22 protein-coding genes and 1 riboswitch are annotated in these 21602 nt (G+C 70.4%); of the genes, 6 read left to right on the top strand and 16 right to left on the bottom strand.

The window, feature by feature from the left end:
- Positions 1–128: 128 nt before the first annotated feature.
- Positions 129–1259, bottom strand: coding sequence for a tRNA 2-thiouridine(34) synthase MnmA (mnmA, locus tag J8M51_RS20295; protein ID WP_086751122.1), 1131 nt, complete (start codon positions 1257–1259; stop codon positions 129–131).
- Between the two features lie 60 nt (positions 1260–1319).
- On the opposite strand from mnmA, the gene J8M51_RS20290 reads away from it, so the two are divergent.
- Both J8M51_RS20290 and J8M51_RS20285 read left to right on the top strand, forming a co-directional pair.
- Positions 1320–2045: an N-acetylmuramoyl-L-alanine amidase gene (locus J8M51_RS20290; protein WP_086751121.1), complete on the top strand. Its 726-nt coding sequence runs from the start codon at positions 1320–1322 to the stop codon at positions 2043–2045.
- A 293-nt stretch (positions 2046–2338) separates the two neighbouring features.
- A complete protein-coding gene (locus J8M51_RS20285) occupies positions 2339–3850 on the top strand; it encodes a multicopper oxidase family protein (RefSeq protein WP_086751119.1) in 1512 nt (503 codons plus the stop codon).
- A gap of 35 nt (positions 3851–3885) precedes the next feature.
- Here the strand turns inward: J8M51_RS20285 and J8M51_RS20280 are convergent, their stop codons facing one another.
- The 3 genes from J8M51_RS20280 to J8M51_RS20270 form a co-directional block, all read right to left on the bottom strand.
- Positions 3886–5055 carry a cysteine desulfurase family protein gene (locus J8M51_RS20280; protein ID WP_086751117.1) on the bottom strand — a complete coding sequence of 390 codons (1170 nt, stop codon included), beginning with the start codon at positions 5053–5055 and terminating at the stop codon, positions 3886–3888.
- Between the two features lie 75 nt (positions 5056–5130).
- Entirely contained in the window at positions 5131–5421 is a 291-nt protein-coding gene (locus J8M51_RS20275; protein WP_086751115.1) for a DUF4190 domain-containing protein, read from the bottom strand.
- A 35-nt stretch (positions 5422–5456) separates the two neighbouring features.
- Positions 5457–5621: a hypothetical protein gene (locus J8M51_RS20270; RefSeq protein WP_086751113.1), complete on the bottom strand. Its 165-nt coding sequence runs from the start codon at positions 5619–5621 to the stop codon at positions 5457–5459.
- Positions 5622–5723: 102 nt separating this feature from the next.
- Here J8M51_RS20270 and J8M51_RS20265 point away from each other — a divergent pair, with 102 nt between their 5' ends.
- Positions 5724–6350, top strand: coding sequence for a TetR family transcriptional regulator (locus tag J8M51_RS20265; protein WP_086751111.1), 627 nt, complete (start codon positions 5724–5726; stop codon positions 6348–6350).
- Between the two features lie 69 nt (positions 6351–6419).
- On the opposite strand, the gene J8M51_RS20260 is transcribed toward J8M51_RS20265, so the two are convergent.
- From J8M51_RS20260 to J8M51_RS20205, 12 genes are all read right to left on the bottom strand, one after another.
- Complete coding sequence (locus J8M51_RS20260; RefSeq protein ID WP_179202823.1) at positions 6420–6836, bottom strand: hypothetical protein; 417 nt, start codon at positions 6834–6836, stop codon at positions 6420–6422.
- Positions 6837–7142: 306 nt separating this feature from the next.
- Entirely contained in the window at positions 7143–7280 is a 138-nt protein-coding gene (locus J8M51_RS20255; protein ID WP_179202822.1) for a hypothetical protein, read from the bottom strand.
- Between the two features lie 253 nt (positions 7281–7533).
- The gene (locus tag J8M51_RS20250; protein ID WP_086751109.1) at positions 7534–8388 is read right to left on the bottom strand and encodes a thioesterase family protein; all 855 of its coding nucleotides are present in this window, start codon (positions 8386–8388) and stop codon (positions 7534–7536) included.
- Positions 8389–8434: 46 nt separating this feature from the next.
- Entirely contained in the window at positions 8435–9073 is a 639-nt protein-coding gene (locus J8M51_RS20245; protein WP_398856524.1) for a trimeric intracellular cation channel family protein, read from the bottom strand.
- A gap of 63 nt (positions 9074–9136) precedes the next feature.
- Positions 9137–10381, bottom strand: coding sequence for an ABC transporter ATP-binding protein (locus J8M51_RS20240; protein WP_398856522.1), 1245 nt, complete (start codon positions 10379–10381; stop codon positions 9137–9139).
- Positions 10378–11472: an ABC transporter ATP-binding protein gene (locus tag J8M51_RS20235; RefSeq protein ID WP_086751105.1), complete on the bottom strand. Its 1095-nt coding sequence runs from the start codon at positions 11470–11472 to the stop codon at positions 10378–10380. Before J8M51_RS20235 ends, J8M51_RS20240 begins: the two co-directional genes overlap by 4 nt.
- Positions 11469–12476 (bottom strand): ABC transporter permease, encoded by a 1008-nt coding sequence (locus J8M51_RS20230; RefSeq protein ID WP_086751103.1) that lies wholly within the window; start codon positions 12474–12476, stop codon positions 11469–11471. Before J8M51_RS20230 ends, J8M51_RS20235 begins: the two co-directional genes overlap by 4 nt.
- 70 nt (positions 12477–12546) lie before the next feature.
- The gene (locus J8M51_RS20225) at positions 12547–14301 is read right to left on the bottom strand and encodes an ABC transporter substrate-binding protein (RefSeq protein WP_236067605.1); all 1755 of its coding nucleotides are present in this window, start codon (positions 14299–14301) and stop codon (positions 12547–12549) included.
- Between the two features lie 57 nt (positions 14302–14358).
- Positions 14359–15357 (bottom strand): ABC transporter permease, encoded by a 999-nt coding sequence (locus J8M51_RS20220; RefSeq protein WP_086751100.1) that lies wholly within the window; start codon positions 15355–15357, stop codon positions 14359–14361.
- A 336-nt stretch (positions 15358–15693) separates the two neighbouring features.
- Entirely contained in the window at positions 15694–16446 is a 753-nt protein-coding gene (locus J8M51_RS20215; RefSeq protein WP_086751155.1) for an enhanced serine sensitivity protein SseB C-terminal domain-containing protein, read from the bottom strand.
- A gap of 208 nt (positions 16447–16654) precedes the next feature.
- Positions 16655–17431 (bottom strand): enhanced serine sensitivity protein SseB, encoded by a 777-nt coding sequence (locus J8M51_RS20210; RefSeq protein ID WP_267299368.1) that lies wholly within the window; start codon positions 17429–17431, stop codon positions 16655–16657.
- A gap of 74 nt (positions 17432–17505) precedes the next feature.
- On the bottom strand, positions 17506–18177 hold the full coding sequence (locus tag J8M51_RS20205) for an ATP-binding protein (protein ID WP_267299367.1): 672 nt from the start codon (positions 18175–18177) through the stop codon (positions 17506–17508).
- A gap of 197 nt (positions 18178–18374) precedes the next feature.
- Positions 18375–18473: riboswitch (glycine riboswitch) on the top strand.
- A gap of 186 nt (positions 18474–18659) precedes the next feature.
- Here J8M51_RS20205 and gcvT point away from each other — a divergent pair.
- The 3 genes from gcvT (at position 18660) to glyA (ending at position 21582) form a co-directional block, all read left to right on the top strand.
- The gene (gcvT, locus tag J8M51_RS20200; RefSeq protein ID WP_086753218.1) at positions 18660–19781 is read left to right on the top strand and encodes a glycine cleavage system aminomethyltransferase GcvT; all 1122 of its coding nucleotides are present in this window, start codon (positions 18660–18662) and stop codon (positions 19779–19781) included.
- A 122-nt stretch (positions 19782–19903) separates the two neighbouring features.
- Positions 19904–20281, top strand: coding sequence for a glycine cleavage system protein GcvH (gene gcvH, locus J8M51_RS20195; RefSeq protein WP_086753220.1), 378 nt, complete (start codon positions 19904–19906; stop codon positions 20279–20281).
- Between the two features lie 38 nt (positions 20282–20319).
- Entirely contained in the window at positions 20320–21582 is a 1263-nt protein-coding gene (glyA, locus tag J8M51_RS20190; protein WP_267299366.1) for a serine hydroxymethyltransferase, read from the top strand.
- Positions 21583–21602 lie beyond the last annotated feature (20 nt).

Raw genomic sequence — 21602 nt, 5'->3', positions numbered from 1 at the left:
CTGCGGCCCGTCGAGGGCCTCCTGGAAGAGCTCGAAGCTCACCAAGCAGCCTGCGCCGCGCACGCGCGGACGGCTACCCGGGGAGGGCGATCGTGGCCGCGGACCCGAGCCCGGGCCTGGGCCTGGGGCTAGACGGCACCCGCACGCGCGCGCGTGGTCGACGCGATCGTCGCCGAGCCGACGACGCGCGTGCCGTCGTACAGGACGATCGCCTGGCCGGGGGCGACGCCGCGGACGGGCTCGGTGAAGGTGACCTGGAGGGTGTCGTCGACGAGTTCCGCGCGGACCTCGGTCTCGCCGCCGTGGGCGCGGAGCTGGGCGGTGTAGGTGCCGGGGCCGGTGGGGGCGGCGCCGCACCAGCGGGGGCGGATCGCGGTGAGGGCGTCCACGTCGAGGGAGGCGGCGGGGCCGACCGTGACCGTGTTGTCGACCGGGGAGATGTCGAGGACGTAGCGCGGCTTGCCGTCGGGGGCCGGGGTGCCGATGCGCAGGCCCTTGCGCTGGCCGATGGTGTAGCCGTAGGCGCCCTCGTGGGTGCCCAGGACGTTGCCGGACTCGTCGAGGATGTCGCCCTCGGCGCGGCCGAGGCGGTGGGCGAGGAAGCCCTGGGTGTCGCCGTCGGCGATGAAGCAGATGTCGTGGGAGTCGGGCTTCTTGGCAACGGCCAGCCCCCTGTGCTCGGCCTCCGCGCGGATCTCGTCCTTCGTCGTCACCGTGTCGCCGAGCGGGAACAGGGCGTGGGCGAGCTGCCGGTCGTCCAGGACGCCCAGGACGTACGACTGGTCCTTGGCCATGTCGGAGGCGCGGTGCAGCTCACGTGTGCCGTCCGGGTTCACGATCACCTGGGCGTAGTGGCCCGTGCAGACCGCGTCGAAGCCCAGGGCGAGGGCCTTGTCGAGCAGGGCCGCGAACTTGATCTTCTCGTTGCAGCGCAGGCAGGGGTTCGGGGTGCGTCCGGCCTCGTACTCGGCGACGAAGTCCTCGACGACGTCCTCGCGGAAGCGCTCGGCGAGGTCCCACACGTAGAAGGGGATGCCGATGACGTCCGCGGCGCGGCGGGCGTCCCGGGAATCCTCGATCGTGCAGCAGCCGCGCGCGCCGGTCCGGAACGACTGCGGGTTCGCGGAGAGCGCCAGATGGACGCCCGTCACGTCGTGCCCGGCTTCCGCCGCGCGGGCGGCGGCCACGGCGGAGTCGACCCCGCCGGACATGGCGGCGAGGACACGGAGGGGGCGGGAGCGCTGCGGGATCTCAGTCATAACCCTTCAAGGGTAAGGGGCGCCGGGAACCGGAGCCCGCGAGTATCCGTTGACGATCTCGTGGGAACGAGACGGGCTTCGAAGAACGGGTCGACCGGCTCCGGGGGTGGCGCGAGCGCCTCCGGCGGCCAGGACGCGGGCCGGCGCGTGGGCCGCCGGGCGCTGCTCATCGGCACGGCGGTGGCGGCCGTCGGTACGGCCGTGGTCGCCCGGGACGAGCTGACGCGCGCGTGGTGGCGGGTGCCGGGGGTGTCGAAGCCGCGCAAGGAGGGCGAGGTCGACTACACGGGCGCGAAGTGGGTCGCCGCGTCGGACGCGAACTGGCGGCTGGCGGACCGGCCGGACGACTTCGGCATAGACATGGTGATCATCCATGTCACCCAGGGCAGCTTCGCCAGCGCGGTGAAGGTCTTCCAGGACCCGCAGCACGGCGCGGCGGCGCACTACATCGTCCGCAAGGACGGCCATGTCACGCAGATGATCCGCGAGTTGGACGTGGCGTACCACGCGGGCAACCGCGACTACAACGAGCGCAGTGTCGGCATCGAGCACGAGGGCTTCGTGGAGAAGCCCGAGGACTTCACGGACGAGATGTACGAGGCCTCGGCGCGGCTGACGGCCCGGATCTGCGCGCGCTACGACATCCCGCTCGACCGCGAGCACATCCTCGGCCATGTCGAGGTCCCGGGCACGGACCACACGGACCCCGGCGAGGGCTGGGACTGGGACCGGTACATGAAGCTGGTGCGCGAGGCGGCGGCCGCGCAGAAGTCGACCCCCGCCTGATCCCGACGGGCACGGACAGCCAGGTCACAGAGGTGCGAGGGGGTCGGAACAGCGGCGGCACAGACCCGCCGCGATGTGGCACGCATCACACCCGCACGGGCTGACGGACGTCTCCCGCCGGCCGGCCGTCCGATACGTCCCGCACCCCGGACCCGACCTGCGGCAGCCTCAACTCTCCCTTCCACAAGGCGAGTTGAGGGATTCGCAAGCTCAGGGCGGTCTCACAGCCCCCTCGGTCCTCTCCTAATTTCACCTCAGTGCCCACACAGCCCTCAGGTCGAGCATCCCGGCTCATGACGAACAACACGGAGCGCAAGGCCAACCACCGGGGCAAGAGCAGGGGCAGGGGACTGCACCGCCGCACGTTCCTCGGCGGGATGGCGGGGGCCGGACTGGCGGCGGTCGCGGTGGCCGGGACGACGTTCTCGCTGCTGACCGACGCGAAGGGCAACAAGGCGGGCGCCGCGACCAACACCGCCACGCTGAACGTCCCGGACCTGCTGGAGGGCACCACCTCCGACGGCACCACCACGTTCACGCTGACCGCGCGGACCGGTACACACGAGGTGCTCGGCGGCGCCACCAGCGACACCGCCGGCTACAACGGGTCGTACCTCGGCCCCACCATGAAGTGGACCACCGGCTCCACGGTCCTGCTGAACATCACCAACGACCTCGACGCCGACACCAGCGTCCACTTCCACGGCGCGCACATCCCGCCCGACATGGACGGCGGCCCGCAGAACGCCTTCGCCGCCGGGGAGACCTGGTCCCCGACCTTCGAGATCCTCGACGAGGCCAAGACGCTCTGGTACCACCCGCACGCGCTCGGGACCACGGCCGAGCAGGTCGTGCACGGGCTGGCCGGACTGATCATCGTGGAGGACGAGACCGACGCGTCCGCGGCGCTGCCGAGCGAGTACGGCGTGGACGACATCCCGCTCGTCCTGCAGTGTCTGGCGACGGACAGCGCGGGCGACATCAAGTACAACCTGACCGGCTATCTCCAGAACACGCTCAGCTACCCGGTGCTCTGCAACGGCACCAACGTGGACGACACCACGCTCACCTTCACCGCCACCAGGACCCGCACCCGGTTCCGGGTCCTGAACGCCTCCCCCTCCGACATCATCACCGTCCAGCGCGGCGACGGCGGCATGCTCACCCAGGTCGCCACCGAGCAGGGCTATCTCACCGAGGCCACCGAGGTGAAGAGCATCCGGCTGGTCGCGGGCGGGCGCGCCGAGTTCGTGATGGACCTCAGCGACGCGGTGACGCTCCAGGCCGTCATCACGACCGGATGGGTCCGGGGCGGCAGCGGAACGTACGACTTCCTCACCGTCACCCCCGACGCCTCGGACACCCCCGACGACCTGCCGTCCTCCCTCAACACCATCGAGCGGTACGACACCTCGGGCTTCACCGCCCGGGAGATCACGCTCGACCAGGACGGCCTGGAGATGGCGATCAACGGGGCGGTCGGCACCACCATGGACTCCATGGCGACGATCATGACGACGCTCGGCTCTAAGGAGATCTGGACGATCACCAACAACACGATGCTGGAGCACTCGTTCCATCTGCACGACGTGCCGTTCCAGCTGATCGAGATCAACGGCGAGGAGCCGACCGGCGTCGATCTCGGCTGGTTCGACACCTACGAGGTGGTCGGCGGCGGCTCCATCAAGATCGCCATGGAGTTCACCGACTTCGCCGACGACACCTACATGTACATGCTCCACTGCCACCTCCTCCAGCACGAGGACGAGGGCATGATGGCCAGCCTGATGGTGATGGAGAGTTAGGGGCACGACCCAGGCCGGGGACCGGGTGCGGCCGCTCAGCTCAGGCCCGCGCTGCGGGCGCGCTCCACCACCGGGCCGATCGCCTTGGCGACCGCCTCGACGTCCGCCTCCGTGGAGGTGTGGCCGAGGGAGAAGCGGAGGGTGCCGCGGGCCAGGTCGGGGTCGGTGCCCGTGGCCAGGAGGACATGGCTGGGCTGGGCGACGCCGGCCGTGCAGGCGGAGCCCGTGGAGCACTCGATGCCCTGGGCGTCGAGCAGGAGCAGCAGGGAGTCGCCCTCGCAGCCGGGGAAGGTGAAGTGCGCGTTGGCCGGGAGGCGTCCCCCCGGGGACGGGTCACCGCCCAGGACGGCGTCCGGTACGGCCGCGCGGACCGCCTCGACGAGCGCGTCGCGCAGGGCGCCGATCTCCCGGGCGAACCACGCGTGCTGCTCGGCGGCGAGCCGGCCGGCGACCGCGAAGGAGGCGACGGCCGGGACGTCGAGGGTGCCGGAGCGGACATGGCGCTCCTGGCCGCCGCCGTGCAGCACGGGCACGGGGCTGTACTCGCGGCCCAGCAGCAGCGCGCCGATGCCGTACGGGCCGCCGACCTTGTGGCCGGAGACGGTCATCGCGGCGAGGCCCGAGGCGCCGAAGTCGACCGGAACCTGACCGAAGGCCTGCACCGCGTCGGCGTGCAGCGGGACGCCGAACTCCCCCGTCACGTCGGCGAGTTCGCGGACCGGCATGATCGTGCCGATCTCGTTGTTGGCCCACATCACGGTGGCCAGGGCGACATCGTCGGGGTTGCGGGCGACGGCCTCGCGGAGCGCTTCGGGGTGGACTCGGCCGTACGGGTCGACCGGGAGGTACTCGACGGTGGCGCCCTCGTGTTCCCCGAGCCAGTGGACGGCGTCGAGGACCGCGTGGTGCTCGACGGGGCTGGCGAGGACCCGGGTGCGGGCCGGGTCCGCGTCGCGGCGGGACCAGTACAGGCCCTTCACGGCGAGGTTGTCGGCCTCGGTGCCACCGGAGGTGAACACCACCTCGCTGGGGCGGGCCCCGAGGGACTCGGCGAGGGTTTCACGGGCCTCCTCGACGGTGCGCCGCGCTCGGCGGCCGGAGGCGTGCAGCGAGGAGGCGTTGCCGGTGACGCTCAGCTGGGCGGTCAGGGCCTCTGCCGCCTCGGGGAGCATCGGGGTGGTCGCCGCGTGGTCGAGGTAAGCCATGGTGAGCCCGATTCTACGGGGCTGTGGTCGAGCGGCTTCGGGTGCTCCTGGAGTTGGCCGTAAGCCGTCCGGCGCTCAGAAGCTCCAGGACACCGTGTTCGTGGTCTGCATCAGGGTGGCGAGCACCACGAGGTCGGCGACGCCCAGGCCGAGGCCGAGGAGGGCGCGGCCCCGTCGGGCCGTACCGCGCTTGAGGGCGACCGCCGCCAGGACGATGGCGATGGGGCCGAGGAAGAGGTTGAGCACGAGGAGGCCCAGGAGACCGAGGACGAAGGAGGCGACGGCCATCCCGTCGGTGTCGCGGCCCCGGGTGCGGCTGCCGGTGGTGGTCGCTGCGGTCTGCTGACGTGCGGCGGTGAGCTGCATGGTCGGTCTGCTCCCGAAGTGGGTGGAGGGGACGGTCAGTCGGTGGCGCGGGTGCGTCGGGCGTGACGCTCGCGGTACGCGAAGACCGCGAGCCAGAGGGCGATACCGGCCGCGAGGGCGGACGAGACGGCCACGGGCACATGGGCGACGGTGCCCAGGACGACACCCAGCAGCAGGAGCGCGGCGACGAGGAACAGCATGACGGGTTCGCCTCTCGTTGTGGTTACAACTGTTCACTGACTGCCAAGTCTAGCGCGCCGCCCGGCTTTGCAATTACGGAGAACAGTTGTTAACTGCATGGCATGAGTCACACTCTCGGCGTCCGGCAGGTCCAGAAGCGGAAGACCCGGCAGGCGCTCATGGACGCCGCGTTGGGTCTGCTGGAGGAGCAGAGCCTCAGCAGCCTGGGACTTCGCGAGGTCACCCGGGCCGTGGGCGTCGCCCCCACCGCGTTCTACCGGCACTTCCGGTCGACCGCGGACCTCGGGGTGGCGCTGGTCGAGGAGGTGCTCGGGAGCCTGCACCCCGTGCTCGGGGATCTGATGGCGGCCGTGGGCGACAGCGACGAACTCATCGAGCGCGCCGTCGATCTGATCGCCCGCCATGTCGACGCGTACCCCGCGCACGTCCGGTTCATCGCGCGCGAACGGCACAGCGGGGTCCAGCCGGTGCGGGACGCGATCCAGGGGCAGTTGGTGCGGTTCGCCGAGGAGGTGTGCGGTGAGCTGGCGCGGCGGCCGGAGACCGAGGGGTGGACCGACGACGACCGGCTGATGCTCGCGGGCCTGTACGTCGATCAGATGCTGGTGACCGCCTCGCTGTTCCTGGAGGCGCGGGAGCGGCCGGCGGAGGAGCGCCTCCGGGTGACCCGGCTGGCGAGCCGCCGGATGCGGCTCATCAGCATCGGCTGTCGGCACTGGCTGGACTGAACCGGCGCACAGACGGCAGGGAGGGCGCACCCGGTCACCGGATGCGCCCTCCCTGCCGTGTACGTACCGTCAGCTTTCCTTGGACGCCGACGCCGACGCCGAGGCCTCCTGGCTCGGCGCCCCGCTCGGCGCCTGGCCGCCCTGCCCCGGCTGTCCGCCGCCACCGGGGCCACCACAGCCACCACCGCCACCGGGACCGCCGTTCTGGCCACCACCGCCCGGAGCACCGCTCGGCGCACCGGACGGCTGACCCGAGGGCGCTCCGGAGGGAGCACCGGAGGGGGCCTGGCCGTTCGCGGAGGGCCGGCCGGAGGGGGCGCCCGAGGGGGCACCGGACGGCGCGCCCGAGGGCGCCTGGCAGGTCTGCTGACCGGAGTTGCCGTTGTCCGAGGTGGAGGAGGACGAGTCGCCGGAGCCGCACGCCACCAGGAAGAGGGGTGCGGCCGCCAGCAGGGCGACGGCGGGGACGAGACGTGCACGCTGCATGAGAAACAACTCCAGGAACGATGAAGAACGATGGGGGAGTTCGTGGGCGGCATCGAATCAACGCAGCTTGGGGCTCTCTTGGGTTCGCGCTGTGCCAAACCTGTGCGAACGGCAAAGCGATCACCAACACCCCCCTCCCGACCTGGACTTTCGCTCCTTCTCCGCAACCCGGCTCTGGTACGGGCTCGTGACAGAGGCGTCCGCCGTGCGGGTCGTCCCGGCCGGGACGGGCGGTCGGCGCCGGGCACCGCGGGAAGCCTCCGGGAGACACCCGCGCACCACCGGCTCCAGCGAGAAGCCGGCCGCCTACGGGGAGATGCGGAACCGGGCGCTCAGGGCCTGGAAGAGCGATGAGCGGATGGCGGGGCCGGTGCGGGTGCCGTGGGGCGAGGTCCCCGGGCGGGACGCGCTGTCGGCGTACGTGATGGAGATCGTGGCGCACACCTGGGATCTCTCCGAGGGCCTGGGGCGGCCGCTCGCGCTCGACCCGGAGCCGGCCGAGTACTCGCGACGGCGGCGTGGGCCGCCCTCCCGGACGGGCCGCGCGAGGGGCGCCGCTTCGCACCGGCGGTGGCCGCCCCCGGGGGAGCCGACGCCTACGGCCGGATGGCGGCCTGGCTCGGCCGCCGGCCCCTCCCCCGGACCGCCTGACGACCCGCTCGGACCGCCTGACGGCTCACCCGCACCCCCTGACGGCTCAGTCCGACAGCCTGGCGCGGGCCAGTTGGCGGGACTGGGCGACCAGTCGGTCCGCGCTGTCCCAGACCTCGGCGTCCTCCTCCAGGAAGCCGCCGGCGAGGTTGCGGGTGGTGATGGAGACGCGGAGCGGTCCCGGCGCCGGGCGGCACCGGACGTGGACGGTCAGCTCGACCGTCGGGACCCAGCCCTGGATGCCCATCTCGAAGGCGGTCGGCGGCAGCGCGTCCACCGCGAGGAGCAGCGCGAACGGGTCGGCGTCGCGACCGTCGGCCAGTCCGAACCAGGAGCGCATCTCACCCTTGCCGGAGGGCGCGCCGAGCGCCCAGCCGAGGGTGGCGGGGTCGAGCTTCAGGAACAGCCGGTCGGCGATCGCGGAGCCGCCGGGGACCGGCCCGGGGGCGTCCTGCGGGCCGAAGCACTGCTCGACCGGCGGGATCGCGGGCGGCTTCGCCGTCGTCCGGACGTCGTCCGGGAGGGAGTCGAGGTCGCCGTAGGAGGCGAGGACGCGTATCCGCTCGATCTCGCGGCCCTCGTCGTCGTACTGGAAGAGGGAGGCCTGCCCGGTCGACAGGGTCCGTCCGGTGCGGACGACGTCGGTGCGGACGACCGCGGGGCCGGGCTGGGACGCGGTCAGATAGTGCGCGGAGATCGTGAACGGGTCGTCGTGCGGCAGCGCGTCGGCGAGGGCGCGGCCGAGGACGGCCAGGAGGTAGCCGCCGTTGACGGCGCCGATGATCGTCCAGCCGGCGGAGAGGTCGATGTCGTAGACGCCGGGCCCCCGCCGGGTGACCGCGGTGTCCCGGTCGAACTCGCTGTCGCCGACGGTGGCCTGTACGGAAGCTGCTTCGGGCATGGCTGAACCGTACAACAAGTGATTACTAAGCGGTAGCTTTATGCTCCTACACGCCGTCCTCCACCGCCGACGACCGCCGGTTCCACGCCCGGGGCGCCCGCCAGTGGTACCGCATCGCCAGCAGCCGCAGCACGAAGGCGGTGAGCGCGGCTAGGCCGGAGGTGAGCGGGGTCAGGGTGTCGAGCTGGATGCAGAGGACGACCAGTCCCGCGCCGACCATCGCCGGTACGGCGTACAGGTCGCGGTCCCAGCGCAGCAGCGAGGGCACCTCGTTGGCGAGGACGTCCCGCAGCACACCGCCGCCGACCGCCGTGGCGAGGCCGAGGGCGGCGGAGGCGGTCAGGCCGAGGCCGTAGTCGTACGCCTTCGTCGTGCCGGCGACGCAGAAGAGGCCGAGGCCGGCCGCGTCGAAGACGTTCACGCCGGTCTGGATGCGCTCCACGTGCGGGTGCAGGAAGAAGACGAGCAGGGCGGCGAGCAGCGGGGTGAGGAAGTAGCCGAGATCGGTGAAGGCGGCCGGGGGGACGGCGCCGATGACCAGGTCACGGAAGAGCCCGCCGCCGAGCGCGGTGACCTCGGCGAGGACGGCGATACCGAAGACGTCGAAGTTCTTGCGGACGGCCAGGAGCGCGCCGGAGATGGCGAAGACGAAGATGCCGATCAGGTCGAGCGGGTACTGAGACACCTGCATATTGTGACGCAGAAACAAGCCCCCGCCTTACATTGCAAGGCGGGGGCTCGTTCTGGCTTACTTGTCGTCGGTTTCTTCGACGACTTCCTTGGTGACCTCGGCCTCGGCCTGGACGTCGGCCTCGGCGTCGGCCTCCGCAGTCGGCTCGGTCGGCTCGGTCTTCTTGACCGAGTCCGGAACCAGTTCCGCCGCCTCCTTCGCGGCCGTCAGCAGGACGACGTCCTGGGGCTGCTGGTCCTCGAAGTTCTCCGGGTGGTGACAGGCGACCCGCTGCCCCGGCTTCAGCTCGGCCAGCGGCGGCTCGGTGGTCGTGCAGACCTGGGTCGCCTTCCAGCACCGGGTGTGGAAGCGGCAGCCGCTCGGCGGCGCGATCGGCGAGGGCACGTCACCCTTGAGCAGGATGCGCTCGCTCTTGGCGCTCCGGCGCCCCGGGTCCGGGATCGGCACGGCCGACAGCAGCGCCTTGGTGTACGGGTGCATCGGCGCCGAGTACAGGGAGTCCCGGTCGGCCAGCTCCACGATCTTGCCGAGGTACATCACGGCGATGCGGTCGGAGACATGGCGGACCACGGAGAGGTCGTGCGCGATGATCACGTACGTCAGGCCGAGCTCGTCCTGGAGGTCGTCCATCAGGTTGACGACCTGGGCCTGGATGGACACGTCGAGCGCGGAGACCGGCTCGTCCGCGACGACCATCCGGGGCTTCAGGGCGAGCGCGCGGGCGATGCCGATGCGCTGGCGCTGGCCGCCGGAGAATTCGTGCGGGTAGCGGTTGTAGTGCTCGGGGCTGAGGCCCACCAGCTCCAGGAGACGCTGGACCTCCTTCTTCACCCCGCCCTCGGGCTCCACGCCCTGGAGCTTGAACGGCGCCGAGACGATGGTGCCGATGGTGTGCCGGGGGTTCAGCGAGCCGTACGGGTCCTGGAAGATCATCTGGACGTCGCGGCGCAGCGGACGCATGCCCGCGGTGTTGAGGTGCGTGATGTCCGTGCCGTCGAACTCGACCTTGCCGCCGGACGGCTCCAGCAGGCGGGTGATGAGCCGGCCCATGGTCGACTTGCCGCAGCCGGACTCCCCGACGACACCGAGGGTCTCGCCCCGGCGCACCTCGAAGTCGATGCCGTCGACGGCCTTGACCGCCCCGACCTGCCGCTGGAGCAGGCCCTTCTTGATGGGAAAGTGCTTGACCAGGCCCTCGACCCTGAGCAGCGGTTTCTCGTCGGCCTCGGCGCGCGGGCCCGGCACGGCGGCCCCGCTCGCGGTCTTGGCCCCGATACCGGTACCGGTCTCAGTCTCACTCACAGCTTCGGCGCAATCTCTTCGGTCCAGATCCGCGTGCGGTCCTCCTGCGACAGGTGGCAGGCGGTGAAGTGCCGGCCGCCGACCTCACGCAGCTCGGGGCGCTCGGTGCGGGTGACATTGTCCTTGGGGACGTCCGCGTAGGGGCAGCGCGGGTTGAAGGCGCAGCCCGAGGGGACGTGGATGAGGCTCGGCGGCTGGCCCTTGACCGGGATGAGCCGGTCGGTCTGGGCGCGGTCGATCCGCGGCATCGAGCCGAGCAGACCCCAGGTGTAGGGGTGCTGCGGCTGGTAGAAGATGTCGTCGACCGGGCCGCGCTCCACACAGCGCCCGCCGTACATCACGAGGATGTCGTCGGCGATCTCGGCGACCACGCCGAGGTCGTGCGTGATGATGACGACCGCGGAGCCGAACTCCTTCTGGAGGTCCCGGATCAGGTCGAGGATCTGCGCCTGCACGGTCACGTCGAGCGCGGTGGTCGGCTCGTCGGCGATCAGCAGTTCGGGGTTGTTGACCAGGGCCATCGCGATCATCGCGCGCTGGCGCATACCGCCGGAGAACTCGTGCGGGTAGCTGTCCACCCGCTTGTCGGGCTCCGGGATGCCGACGCGGTCGAGGAGTTCGACGGCGCGCTTGCGGGCGACCTTCTTGCTGACGTCGTGGTGGACGCGGTACGCCTCCACGATCTGGCTGCCGACCTTGTAGTACGGGTGCATCGCGGACAGCGGGTCCTGGAAGATCATCGCCATCTCACGGCCGCGCAGCCGGCGCACCTCGTCCGGGTCGGCCCCGACGAGTTCCTTGCCGTCCAGCCAGATCTCGCCGGACATCCGCACGTTCTTGCCACGCGCCCCGAGCCGGTGCAGGCCCATGATCGCCAGTGAGGTCACCGACTTGCCGGAGCCGGACTCGCCGACGATGCCGAGGGTCTTGCCCTTCTCCAGCTGGAAGGAGAGGCCGTCGACGGACTTGACCAGGCCGTCGTCGGTCGGGAAGTGCACCTTGAGGTCACGCACTTCGAGGAACGCCTCGGGGGCGTCCCCGGCGCGTGCGGGCTCGCCGACGGCGGCCCCGGTCTTGGACAGTTCGGTCACGAGAGCCTCACCCGCGGGTCGATCGTGGCGTACAGCAGGTCCACCACAAGGTTCATGAAGACGACGAAGAACGCCGCGAGCAGTGTCACCCCGAGGATCGGCGGAAGGTCGTTCGTGGTGATCGCCTGGACCGCGTACTCGCCGATGCCGTGCAGGGAGAACACGGTCTCGGTGATGAGGGCACCGCCGAGGAGCAGGCCGACGTCCATGCCGAAGACGGTCACCAGCGGGGTCAGCGCGGCCCGCAGACCGTGCCGGACGACCACCTTGCCCTCCCGCAGGCCCTTGGCCCGCGCGGTGCGGATGAAGTCCTCGTTCATCGTCTCCAGCATGCCCGAGCGGGTGAGCCGGGCGTAGATGGCCGAATAGAGGAGCGCCAGCGAGCACCAGGGCAGGAACAGGGTGTTCGCCCACTGCGAGGGGTTCTCGGTGAAGGGGACGTACGTCCTGCCGAAGATCTCCAGCTTGTAGCTGAACAGCAGCAGGGCCAGCTGTCCGGTGAAGAACATGGGCAGGGAGACGCCCGCGAGGGCGACGCCCATGGCGGACCGGTCGAAGAACGAGCCGGGCTTCAGGGCCGAGATGACACCGGCCGTGATACCGCCCAGCAGCCACAGCACGGCGGCGCCGGACGCGAGCGAGATCGTCACGGGGAGCCGGCCGGTCAGCTGCGGCCAGACCTCCAGATGGTCCTTGAAGGAGTAGCCGAAGCAGGGCGCGTCACAGCGGACCGTGGTGGGACCGAGGTCGTACGTGGCACCGGAGACGATCCCCTTGAGGAAGTTCCAGTACTGCTCGTAGACCGGCTGGTCCAGGCCGAGGTTCCGCTTGACCGCCGCGATGTCCTCGGGCGAGGGGTTCTTGCCGATGTACTGCTGTGCCAGCTGGTCGACGGTCTGCCCGGCGAGTTTCGGCAGGATGAAGAAGATGCCGAAGGTGACCGCGGTGACGACGAGCAGCAGGATCACCGCCGCGATCGTCCGGCGGATGATGTACGAGATCACGAGGACCGGCGCCGGCGCCCGCGGGGACTGCTCCCGCGGGCGCCAATGCCTTCACCTGCCTTCCGGGCTACTACTTTTTCGTGGTACCGACGTTGAGGTAGTCGTACTGACCGCTGAAGGCCGAGCTCGACACCAGGTTGGTGGCGTACGGCGAGCGGTACAGCAGGACCTTGAAGTAGGTCAGCGGCACGATGGCGGCCTGCTCCATGACCTTCTTGTCGACCTCGGTGTACGCGGCGGTGCGGGCGGCCTCGTCGGTGTTGCCGATCGCCTCGTCCAGCAGCTTGTTGATCGCCGGGTCGTTCAGCTCGGACAGGTTGGTGTTACCGGACTGGCCGATGGCCTTGCCGTGCACGATCTGCTGCAGGAAGCCGTAGCCGGTGGGCCAGTCGGAGCCCCACTGCATCATGATCAGACCGATGTTGTTCTTCTTGTTGAACGCGGGCACACCCGCGTAGTCCGAGAAGTACTTGCCCGAGGGGTACTGCTTGATGTCGGCCTCGATGCCGACCTTCTTCAGCGCCTCGACGACCGCGGTGGCCGCGTCGACCTCGCCCTGCCGGTCGGTACGGGCGGAGATGGAGGTCTTGAAGCCGCCCTCCTTGCCACAGGCCTTCAGGTGCTCCTTGGCCTTGGTGACGTCACCCTTGCTGTCCGGGGTGGCGTACAGGTCGTCCTTCGCGTAGCCCGAGACATCGGTGGGAAGGACGGTGGAGGCGATGTCACCGCGGACCGGGCCGCCCATCGCGGTCTGCACGGCGACCTTGTCGATCGCGTACTCGACGGCCTTGCGGCACTCGACGTTGTCGAACGGCGCGACCTTGGTGTTGATCGCCGTGTAGACGAGCCGGCCGCCGAGCGCGTTGTCGGTGTTGGCCAGCTGGTCCTTGTCCTTGAAGACCTGGGCCTGCGTCTGGGCGTCGACACCGGTGCCCTGGATGTCGATCATGGTGTCGCCGGCCATCACGTCCTTGTCGATGGTGGCCTTGTTGACCTTCAGGTTCACCACGATCTTGTCCGGGTACTGCTTGCGCAGCGGGTCCGTCTTGGCGTCCCACTGGTCGTTGCGCACCAGGACGATCTGCTTGCCCTCCTCGTACTTGTCGAACTTGTACGAGCCGGAGGAGACGACCTTCTTGGTGTAGTCGACGCCGGTGTCCTTGGCCTTCGGCACCGGAGCCGTCTGCGGCATGCTCGCCAGGTAGTCGAACTCGGAGAACGCCTTGTTCAGCTTGAAGACGATGGTCTGGTCGTCCGGCGTCTCGATGGACGAGATGCCCTTGTCGCTCTTGTCGGCGTAGGGGCCCTTGTACTTGTCCGGGTCGTTCAGCATCTGCTGGAAGTAGTTCGGACCGAGGGAGAGCACGTCACGCGCGAAGTTCGAGCGCTCCACGGCGTACTTGACGTCCTTGGAGGTGACCTCGGTGCCGTCCTCGAACTTGACGCCCTTGCGGATCTTGTACGTCCACGTCTTGCCGCCGTCGCTGGGCGTGCCCGCGCTCTCGGCGAGGTCCGGGACCAGCTCGTTGCCCGCCTCGCCCGCGCCGGGCTTGAAGGTCATGAGCGGACGCGCGTAGAGGCGGCTGAAGTTGAAGCCGTACGCGTAGTACATGTTGCCCGGGTCGAGGGACTCGGGGGCGTCGGAGCTGGCGTACGTGACCGTGCCGCCCTTCTCCGTCGACTCGTTCACGACACCCTTGGTCGCGGCGTTGGCGCCGGCGCCCTTGGGGGCGTCGTCCGTGCCGTCATCCGCCTTGCTGCACGCGGACAGAAGCAGTCCGGCGGCGCTCGCAACCGCGACCGCGGCCATTGCTGACCTTCGCATGATGGTCGGTTTCCCCTTCGTAGTTGGACAGTTGTGTGGGACGACAGACCGCAGACGTCAGCGGCTGCGGGGGTCGAGGGCGTCCCGGAGGCCGTCACCGAGAAGGTTGAAGGCCAGCACCGTGATGAAGATCGCGAGGCCGGGAACGATCATGTATTGCGGGTCGACTTCGAAGAAGTCCTTCGCCGAGTCGAGCATGCCGCCCCAGGAAGCCTGCGGCGGCTGGATGCCGACGCCGAGGAAGCTGAGCGACGCCTCGAAGATGATGTTGGTCGGGATGAGCAGCGTCGAGTAGACGATGATCGGCGCGACCAGGTTGGGCAGCAGCTCCTTGAACAGGACGTACGGACCGCCCGCCCCCATCCCGCGCGAGGCGTCGATGAACTCGCGCTCGCGCAGGGCCAGGGTCTGACCGCGCACGATGCGTCCCATGTACGGCCAGTTGAAGAAGCCGATCACGAAGATCAGGATCGTGATGTGCAGCGGCAGTCCTTCGAGACCGAAGACTCCGCCCTGCAGCGTCGCGGAGATGGCGATCGCGAACAGCAGCAGCGGGAACGCCAGGAAGGTGTCCATCAGCCGGCTGACGATCGTGTCCACCCGGCCGCCGTAGTAGCCGGCGATCAGACCGAGCACCACACCGATGGCGTTGGACAGGATCGTCGCGCCGAAGGCCACCACCAGGGAGACCCAGGAGCCCTCCAGGATGCGGGCGAGGATGTCGCGGCCGAACTTCGGCTCGACACCGAGCGGGTGGTCCCAGCTCATCCCACCGAAGTCACCCTTGGGCAGGGAGGTGTTGGGGTCGATCAGATCCTGGTTGAACGCGTTGGGGTCGAGCCCCAGCATCGACTGCAGCGGCCGGGAGAGCGCCGCGATCAGGATCAGCAGGACGACGACGACTCCGCCGGCCACCGCCACCTTGTCGCGCTTGAAGCGGGTCCAGGCGATCTGGCCGAGCGAACGGCCCTCGATCTTCTTCGCCTCGACGCCCTCCAGCACGGCCTCGGGCTGTGCCTCGGCCTGCGATCCGGTCGTCTCAATGGGTGCGGTCATCGTCCCTCGTGCTTGCCCGTGCCGGTGGTTGCCGACTGTGCCTGGCGGCCGCCCGGGTCTGCGGTGCGGTCCGTCACCACTGCTGCTCTCTTGCTCTGTGACTACTGATGGGTACGAGGAGAGGTACGGCACCGAACTTCACCGCATGAACAGCGTGTTCGCCGGATCCCCCCATCGCTCTGGGGGAGTCTTCAACGGTGGCGCGATCAGGCACCAGACTTGACGGCGAATGTATGCGCAACCGTGATGTGGCCAGCAGGGTTCCGCTATGCGGACGTGACGCTCTGTTGAGCGGTGGAGACCGTCTCGTACGGCGCCGGCCGCCGGGGCTCCGGCTCAGTAGCCGCCGGGGTAGCCGTACCCGCCCGCCGCCGGGGCCTGGACGGGGGCGGTGGCGTGGGCCTCGCGGTCGTAGAAGGGGCGGGCGCCGGTGCGCAGCCACATGGCGACGGGGTCGTACTCGTCGGACATGGCGACCGTGGAGACGGGCAGACCGTCCGGGACCGCGCCGATGGACTGCTGCATCATCGCGCGCACCGAGTCGACGGCGGGCGGTGAGGTGTCGTACACGTCGAGGCCGATGGCCAGGTACGGCGCGCCGAGCGCGGGCTGCACCCAGGCGCGGCGCAGGGAGCGCACGGCGGGGGTGCGGTGGGCGTTCTGCGTGAGCAGGGCGTAGAACTGCGGGATCTCGATGGCCGGGTCGGAGAGCCGCAGCGGGCCCGCGGGCTGCCGCTCCAGGCCGGTGGCGATACGGCGCAGATCGAGCCAGGGGATGCCGACGCCGCCGCCCGGGGCGTGCGGGTTGAGCCAGAGGCCGTAGTGGTCGGGGTAGAGGGTGCGGGCCACGTCGAGGCCGTCGACCACCTCGTAACTGCGGTTCCAGCCACTGGCGGAGAGCTCCTGGGCGGAGGTGACGCAGGGGGCGTAGTTGAACCCGTCGACCTCCATGTTCCCGTACTGGGCGTCCGGGGAGCCGGCCTGGCCGTGCCAGAGCAGCATCCAGATCTGGCCGGAGGAGGGGGTGGCGAGGGCACGCAGCAGCGCCTCGTAGGCGTCGTAACGCCCGGGGGTCACCTGGCGCAGCATGTGCTCGACGTCGCCGCTGCCGCTCACGTTGGCCGCCCTTCGGTGTTGGACCTTGGTTTTGGGAACAGCTTAGGTGGTGGACAGGTGGAGCCGATCAGGGCTCGGGGGTTGTCGTACGTCGCCGGGTGCGGGTGCGTCGTGGCTGGTCGCGCCCGCGCGGCGGAGTCGCGGACGGACGCGGCCCGGCACCTCTTCGGGGGCGCACCGGTCAGTAGCCCTGTTGGTAGAAGGGCCGTACCTTCTCGCGGAGCCAGTCGCCCACCGGGTCCTGGGCCACGTCCAGGAAGACCAGGTTGACGGGCCAGGGGACGGGGGTCTTGGCGAGGGCGCGGCCGAGGGCGGCGAGGGGGAGGGCGCGGTCGGCCTCCCAGGACGCCAGGTCGACGCCGATGAACATGACCGGGTCGGCGGTCTCGATGGTGGCGAGGCAGCGGCGGGCGGAGAGGACGACCCCGGTCGCGGCGAACTCGGCGGAGGCGGCGGCGAGGAAGTCGACCGGGTCGTCCTGCCAGTCCGGTTCGTGGAGCCGGACCCGGGCGCCGTTCGCCGAGCCGTCCAGCGGGGTCCGCCCGGCCCGGCACAGTTCGGCCACGGCGGGCGGCGGCAGCGGGATGCCCACGACACCGTCCGGGTTGAGGGCGAGGCCGATCTGCGGGGGCAGCCCGCGCGCGAACTCGACGGCCGGGGCGATCGTGTACGACATGTGGTTGCCGACGACCTGGCGGAACTGCTCCTCGGAGCTGAAGACCGGGACGTACGCCTGTCCGTCGAACTCCATGGTCGGCAGGTCCAGCTGACCGCTGCGCGGGCCGCCGCCCTCCGGCAGCGGCACCCAGACGAAGCTGCGGGCCAGCACCTCCACGATCCGCGCCCCGGCCTGGGGCACCCCGAGCGAGGCGGACAGCACCTCCTCCAGCTCGTTGCCGGGCCACCCGCCGTGCCCTTGGGGATACGCCTGTGCCGGAAAGTCCGCCGGGAAGTCCATCTGCTGCCTACCGCTTTGCTCCGTGATGCTGTTGTAGCTGCACCTTAATTGCTTCCGGCCCGGCGGCGCTCCCCTCAGGGGCGCGGGAAGTCGATCCGTGTGAGGACATCCGCCGCGGCGCGGTCGATGATCACCGCCGCTCCGCAGCCCTGGGGCAGCCTCCCCTTCTCCACCGCCCGCAGCAGCCGGGTCATCGCACCCCGGTGCCGGGCGAACGCGTAGCGCGACACCCCCCGCCCCCGCTCCCGCTGTCCGTCCCGCGCCTCACCGGGTGTGACGTCGAGCAGCAGCAGATGCAGGGTGCCGCCGCGGCGGCGGGCCTCGCGCGCGAGCCAGCTGCGGACCCAGGCCTGCGCCCCGCAGTCGTGGACGACGACGCCCTCCCCCGAGCGGAGGGCGCGCCGCAGCCCCGCGTAGTGCGCGAGGCGCACCAGGGGCCGGTAGACCGCGTACGGCAGATGCCGGGCGAGACGCGCGTCGAAGCGGTCGCGGGTGTCCTGGGAGTCGATGCGGACGCCGGGCACGGCCCGGCGCATCAGGGTCGACTTGCCGCTGCCGGGGAGCCCGGTGACCACCACCAGGTCGTCCGGCCCGAACGACAGGCCGTGCGGGCTCCGGCCCGCGCGCTCTCTGAGGTCACGGACGATCGCCCTCGGGAACGGGCCGCACGCCTCACCGACCGGTGCGACGGGCTGCTTGGGCATCGCGATGCCCGACGTCGTCGCGTACGCCGTGGTCCTGTTCACCGTGACCGTCCTCCCCAGGGGTATGAGAGGTCCCATCCCCACAGACTGTAAAGAGAAGGTAATGCCCGATCCCTCCTGGTTCAGTCCTCGTATTGCCACAAGAGTGCTACGGACCGCTGTGTCTGCCTGGAAACCTCCCCCTGCCGCGCCGCGTCGATGCGTGCGATGATGTCCGCGCCAACTGCATACCGGCCGCTTGAACCCGCGCGGGAGAGTCCCCGGCAGCACATCGCCGGGGCGCCGAAGGAGCAAGTCCCTCCCTTGAATCTCTCAGGCCCCGATACCGCGCGGGCGAGGCAGATCTGAAAAGCGGGCCGTCCCTCCCCCGTGGGAGGCGGCCCCACCCACGGTGCAAGTCACGACCATCGGTACGTACACCGGTACGTACGGTCGTGGTGAACCTCTCAGGTTCCGATGACAGATGGGGAGGACTTTCCTCACCTGTCATGCGTCGTCCGTCTTGCCCTGGGAGCGTCACACCGATGAGCAGCAGCCCCACCACCGCACCGCGCCGTACCGCGCTCGACGCCCTGCATCGTTCGCTGGGTGCGACGATGACCGACTTCGCGGGCTGGGACATGCCCCTGCGCTACGGCTCCGAGCGCGACGAGCACCTCGCCGTCCGTACCGCGGCCGGGCTCTTCGATCTCTCGCACATGGGCGAGATCACGGTGACCGGACCGGGGGCCGCGGCCCTCCTGGACCACGCCCTCGTGGGCAACATCGGCACCGTCGGCGTGGGCCGGGCCCGCTACACCATGATCTGCCGCGAGGACGGCGGCATCCTCGACGACCTGATCGTCTACCGGCTGGCCGAGACCGAGTACCTGGTCGTCGCGAACGCCTCCAACGCCCAGGTGGTGCTGGACGCGCTCGTGGAGCGTTCCGCCGGGTTCGACGCCGAGGTGCGCGACGACCGGGACGCGTACGCGCTGATCGCCGTCCAGGGTCCGCAGTCCCCCGGCATCCTGAAGTCCCTCACCGACGCCGATCTCGACGGCCTGAAGTACTACGCGGGGCTGCCCGGCACGGTCGCCGGGGTGCCCGCGCTGATCGCGCGCACCGGGTACACCGGCGAGGACGGCTTCGAGCTGTTCGTGAAGCCCGAGCACGCGGTCGAGCTGTGGCAGGCCCTGACCGGGGCCGGCGAGGGCGTCGGTCTGGTCCCCTGCGGGCTGTCCTGCCGGGACACCCTGCGCCTGGAGGCGGGCATGCCGCTGTACGGGCATGAGCTGTCGACCTCCCTGACCCCCTACGACGCGGGCCTCGGCCGGGTCGTGAAGTACGACAAGGGCGACTTCGTGGGCCGCGGGGCCCTGCGCGAGGCCGCCGAGAACGCCCACCACGAGCCGCCCGTCCTCGTCGGCCTGATCGCCGAGGGCCGCCGGGTCCCCCGCGCCGGGTACCCCGTGGTCGCCGAGGGCAAGGTGGTCGGCGAGGTCACCTCCGGCGCCCCCTCCCCCACACTGGGCAGGCCGATCGCGATGGCGTACGTCGACGCCTTGTACGCGGCGCCGGGCACCCCCGGGGTCTGCGTGGACATCCGGGGCAGCCACGAGCCGTACGAGGTCGTGGCGCTGCCGTTCTACAAGCGCCAGAAGTAGACACTGGGCGCGGGATCGTCGTCCGTCCCGGACGTGACCCCGCCCACATTTCCGCTGCTCAGCAGCGGTTTCAGCAGTCCCCCATTCATCACCACTCCCCCGCGTACAGGAGAATTCAGGCCATGAGCAACCCCCAGCAGCTGCGCTACAGCAAGGAGCACGAGTGGCTGTCGGGCGCCGAGGACGGCGTCTCGACGGTCGGCATCACGGAGTTCGCGGCGAACGCGCTCGGCGATGTCGTCTACGCCCAGCTTCCCGAGGTGGGCTCCACGGTGACCGCGGGCGAGACCTGTGGCGAACTGGAGTCCACGAAGTCGGTCAGCGACCTGTACTCCCCGGTCTCCGGTGAGATCACCGAGATCAACGAGGACGTCGTCAACGACCCGTCGCTGGTGAACACCGCCCCGTTCGAGGGCGGCTGGCTGTTCAAGGTACGTGTCGCGGGCGAGCCGGACGAGCTGCTCTCCGCCGACGAGTACACCGCCCACACCGCCGGCTGAGAAGACTTGTGAGTCTTGAGAGCACTGAGGTCGTACGCATGTCGCTTCTGAACACGCCCCTGCACGAGCTCGACCCGGAGGTCGCCGCGGCCCTCGACGCCGAGCTGGACCGTCAGCAGTCGACCCTGGAGATGATCGCCTCCGAGAACTTCGCCCCGGTCGGGGTGATGGAGGCACAGGGTTCGGTCCTGACCAACAAGTACGCCGAGGGCTACCCGGGCCGCCGCTACTACGGTGGCTGCGAGCACGTCGACGTCACCGAGCAGATCGCCATCGACCGGGTGAAGGAGCTGTTCGGCGCCGAGTACGCCAACGTCCAGCCGCACTCGGGCGCCTCCGCCAACCAGGCGGCCCTGTTCGCGCTGGCCCAGCCCGGCGACACCATCCTCGGGCTGGACCTCGCCCACGGCGGTCACCTCACCCACGGGATGCGGCTGAACTTCTCCGGCAAGCAGTTCCACGTCGTCCCGTATCACGTGGACGACGCCGGACTCGTCGACATGGCCGAGGTCGAGCGCCTGGCCCGGGAGCACCGGCCGAAGGTGATCATCGCGGGCTGGTCGGCGTACCCGCGGCAGCTGGACTTCGCGGAGTTCCGGCGGATCGCCGACGAGGCCGGCGCGTATCTGTGGGTGGACATGGCGCACTTCGCCGGCCTGGTCGCGGCCGGCCTGCACCCCAACCCGGTGCCGTACGCCGACGTGGTCACCTCCACCACCCACAAGACGCTCGGCGGACCGCGCGGCGGCATCATCCTCGCGAAGAAGGACTTCGCGAAGAAGCTCAACTCCTCCGTGTTCCCCGGCTTCCAGGGCGGCCCGCTGGAGCATGTCATCGCGGCGAAGGCGGTGTCCTTCAAGGTCGCGGCGAGCGAGGAGTTCAGGGAGCGCCAGCGGCGCACGGTCGACGGCGCCCGCATCCTCGCCGAGCGGCTGACCGCCCCCGACGCCCGCGAGGCCGGGGTCGACGTGCTCTCCGGCGGCACCGACGTGCACCTGATCCTGGTCGACCTGCGCAACTCCGACCTGGACGGCCGGCAGGCCGAGGACCGCCTCCACGAGGTCGGCATCACCGTCAACCGCAACGCCGTCCCCGACGACCCCCGCCCGCCGATGGTGACCTCCGGACTGCGCATCGGCACCCCCGCCCTGGCCACCCGCGGCTTCACCGCCGAGGACTTCACCGAGGTCGCCGACGTCATCGCCGAGGCACTCAAGCCGTCCTACGACACGGAAGCACTGAAGACCCGCGTCAAGGCCCTCGCCGACAAACACCCGCTGTACCCGGGGCTGGGGAAGTAACCCCGGCTTCACCGGTCCGT

The organism is Streptomyces griseiscabiei (assembly GCF_020010925.1).
Lineage (GTDB): Bacteria > Actinomycetota > Actinomycetes > Streptomycetales > Streptomycetaceae > Streptomyces > Streptomyces griseiscabiei.
Note: the sequence above shows the minus strand (reverse complement) of the source record. Positions and strands in the feature narration are given on the sequence as shown.

Excerpts from the sequence above, each read along its gene's own strand:
- J8M51_RS20275 (WP_086751115.1), bottom strand. The coding sequence starts at position 5,421 with ATGCAGCTCACCGCCGCACGTCAGCAGACCGCAGCGACCACCACCGGC.
- J8M51_RS20210 (WP_267299368.1), bottom strand. The coding sequence starts at position 17,431 with ATGGACTTCCCGGCGGACTTTCCGGCACAGGCGTATCCCCAAGGGCAC.
- J8M51_RS20260 (WP_179202823.1), bottom strand. The coding sequence starts at position 6,836 with ATGCAGCGTGCACGTCTCGTCCCCGCCGTCGCCCTGCTGGCGGCCGCA.
- J8M51_RS20215 (WP_086751155.1), bottom strand. The coding sequence starts at position 16,446 with ATGCTGCGCCAGGTGACCCCCGGGCGTTACGACGCCTACGAGGCGCTG.
- gcvH (WP_086753220.1), top strand. The coding sequence starts at position 19,904 with ATGAGCAACCCCCAGCAGCTGCGCTACAGCAAGGAGCACGAGTGGCTG.
- J8M51_RS20220 (WP_086751100.1), bottom strand. The coding sequence starts at position 15,357 with ATGACCGCACCCATTGAGACGACCGGATCGCAGGCCGAGGCACAGCCC.
- J8M51_RS20265 (WP_086751111.1), top strand. The coding sequence starts at position 5,724 with ATGAGTCACACTCTCGGCGTCCGGCAGGTCCAGAAGCGGAAGACCCGG.
- J8M51_RS20250 (WP_086751109.1), bottom strand. The coding sequence starts at position 8,388 with ATGCCCGAAGCAGCTTCCGTACAGGCCACCGTCGGCGACAGCGAGTTC.
- gcvT (WP_086753218.1), top strand. The coding sequence starts at position 18,660 with ATGAGCAGCAGCCCCACCACCGCACCGCGCCGTACCGCGCTCGACGCC.
- J8M51_RS20225 (WP_236067605.1), bottom strand. The coding sequence starts at position 14,301 with ATGCGAAGGTCAGCAATGGCCGCGGTCGCGGTTGCGAGCGCCGCCGGA.
- J8M51_RS20270 (WP_086751113.1), bottom strand. The coding sequence starts at position 5,621 with ATGCTGTTCCTCGTCGCCGCGCTCCTGCTGCTGGGTGTCGTCCTGGGC.
- mnmA (WP_086751122.1), bottom strand. The coding sequence starts at position 1,259 with ATGACTGAGATCCCGCAGCGCTCCCGCCCCCTCCGTGTCCTCGCCGCC.
- J8M51_RS20280 (WP_086751117.1), bottom strand. The coding sequence starts at position 5,055 with ATGGCTTACCTCGACCACGCGGCGACCACCCCGATGCTCCCCGAGGCG.
- glyA (WP_267299366.1), top strand. The coding sequence starts at position 20,320 with ATGTCGCTTCTGAACACGCCCCTGCACGAGCTCGACCCGGAGGTCGCC.
- J8M51_RS20285 (WP_086751119.1), top strand. The coding sequence starts at position 2,339 with ATGACGAACAACACGGAGCGCAAGGCCAACCACCGGGGCAAGAGCAGG.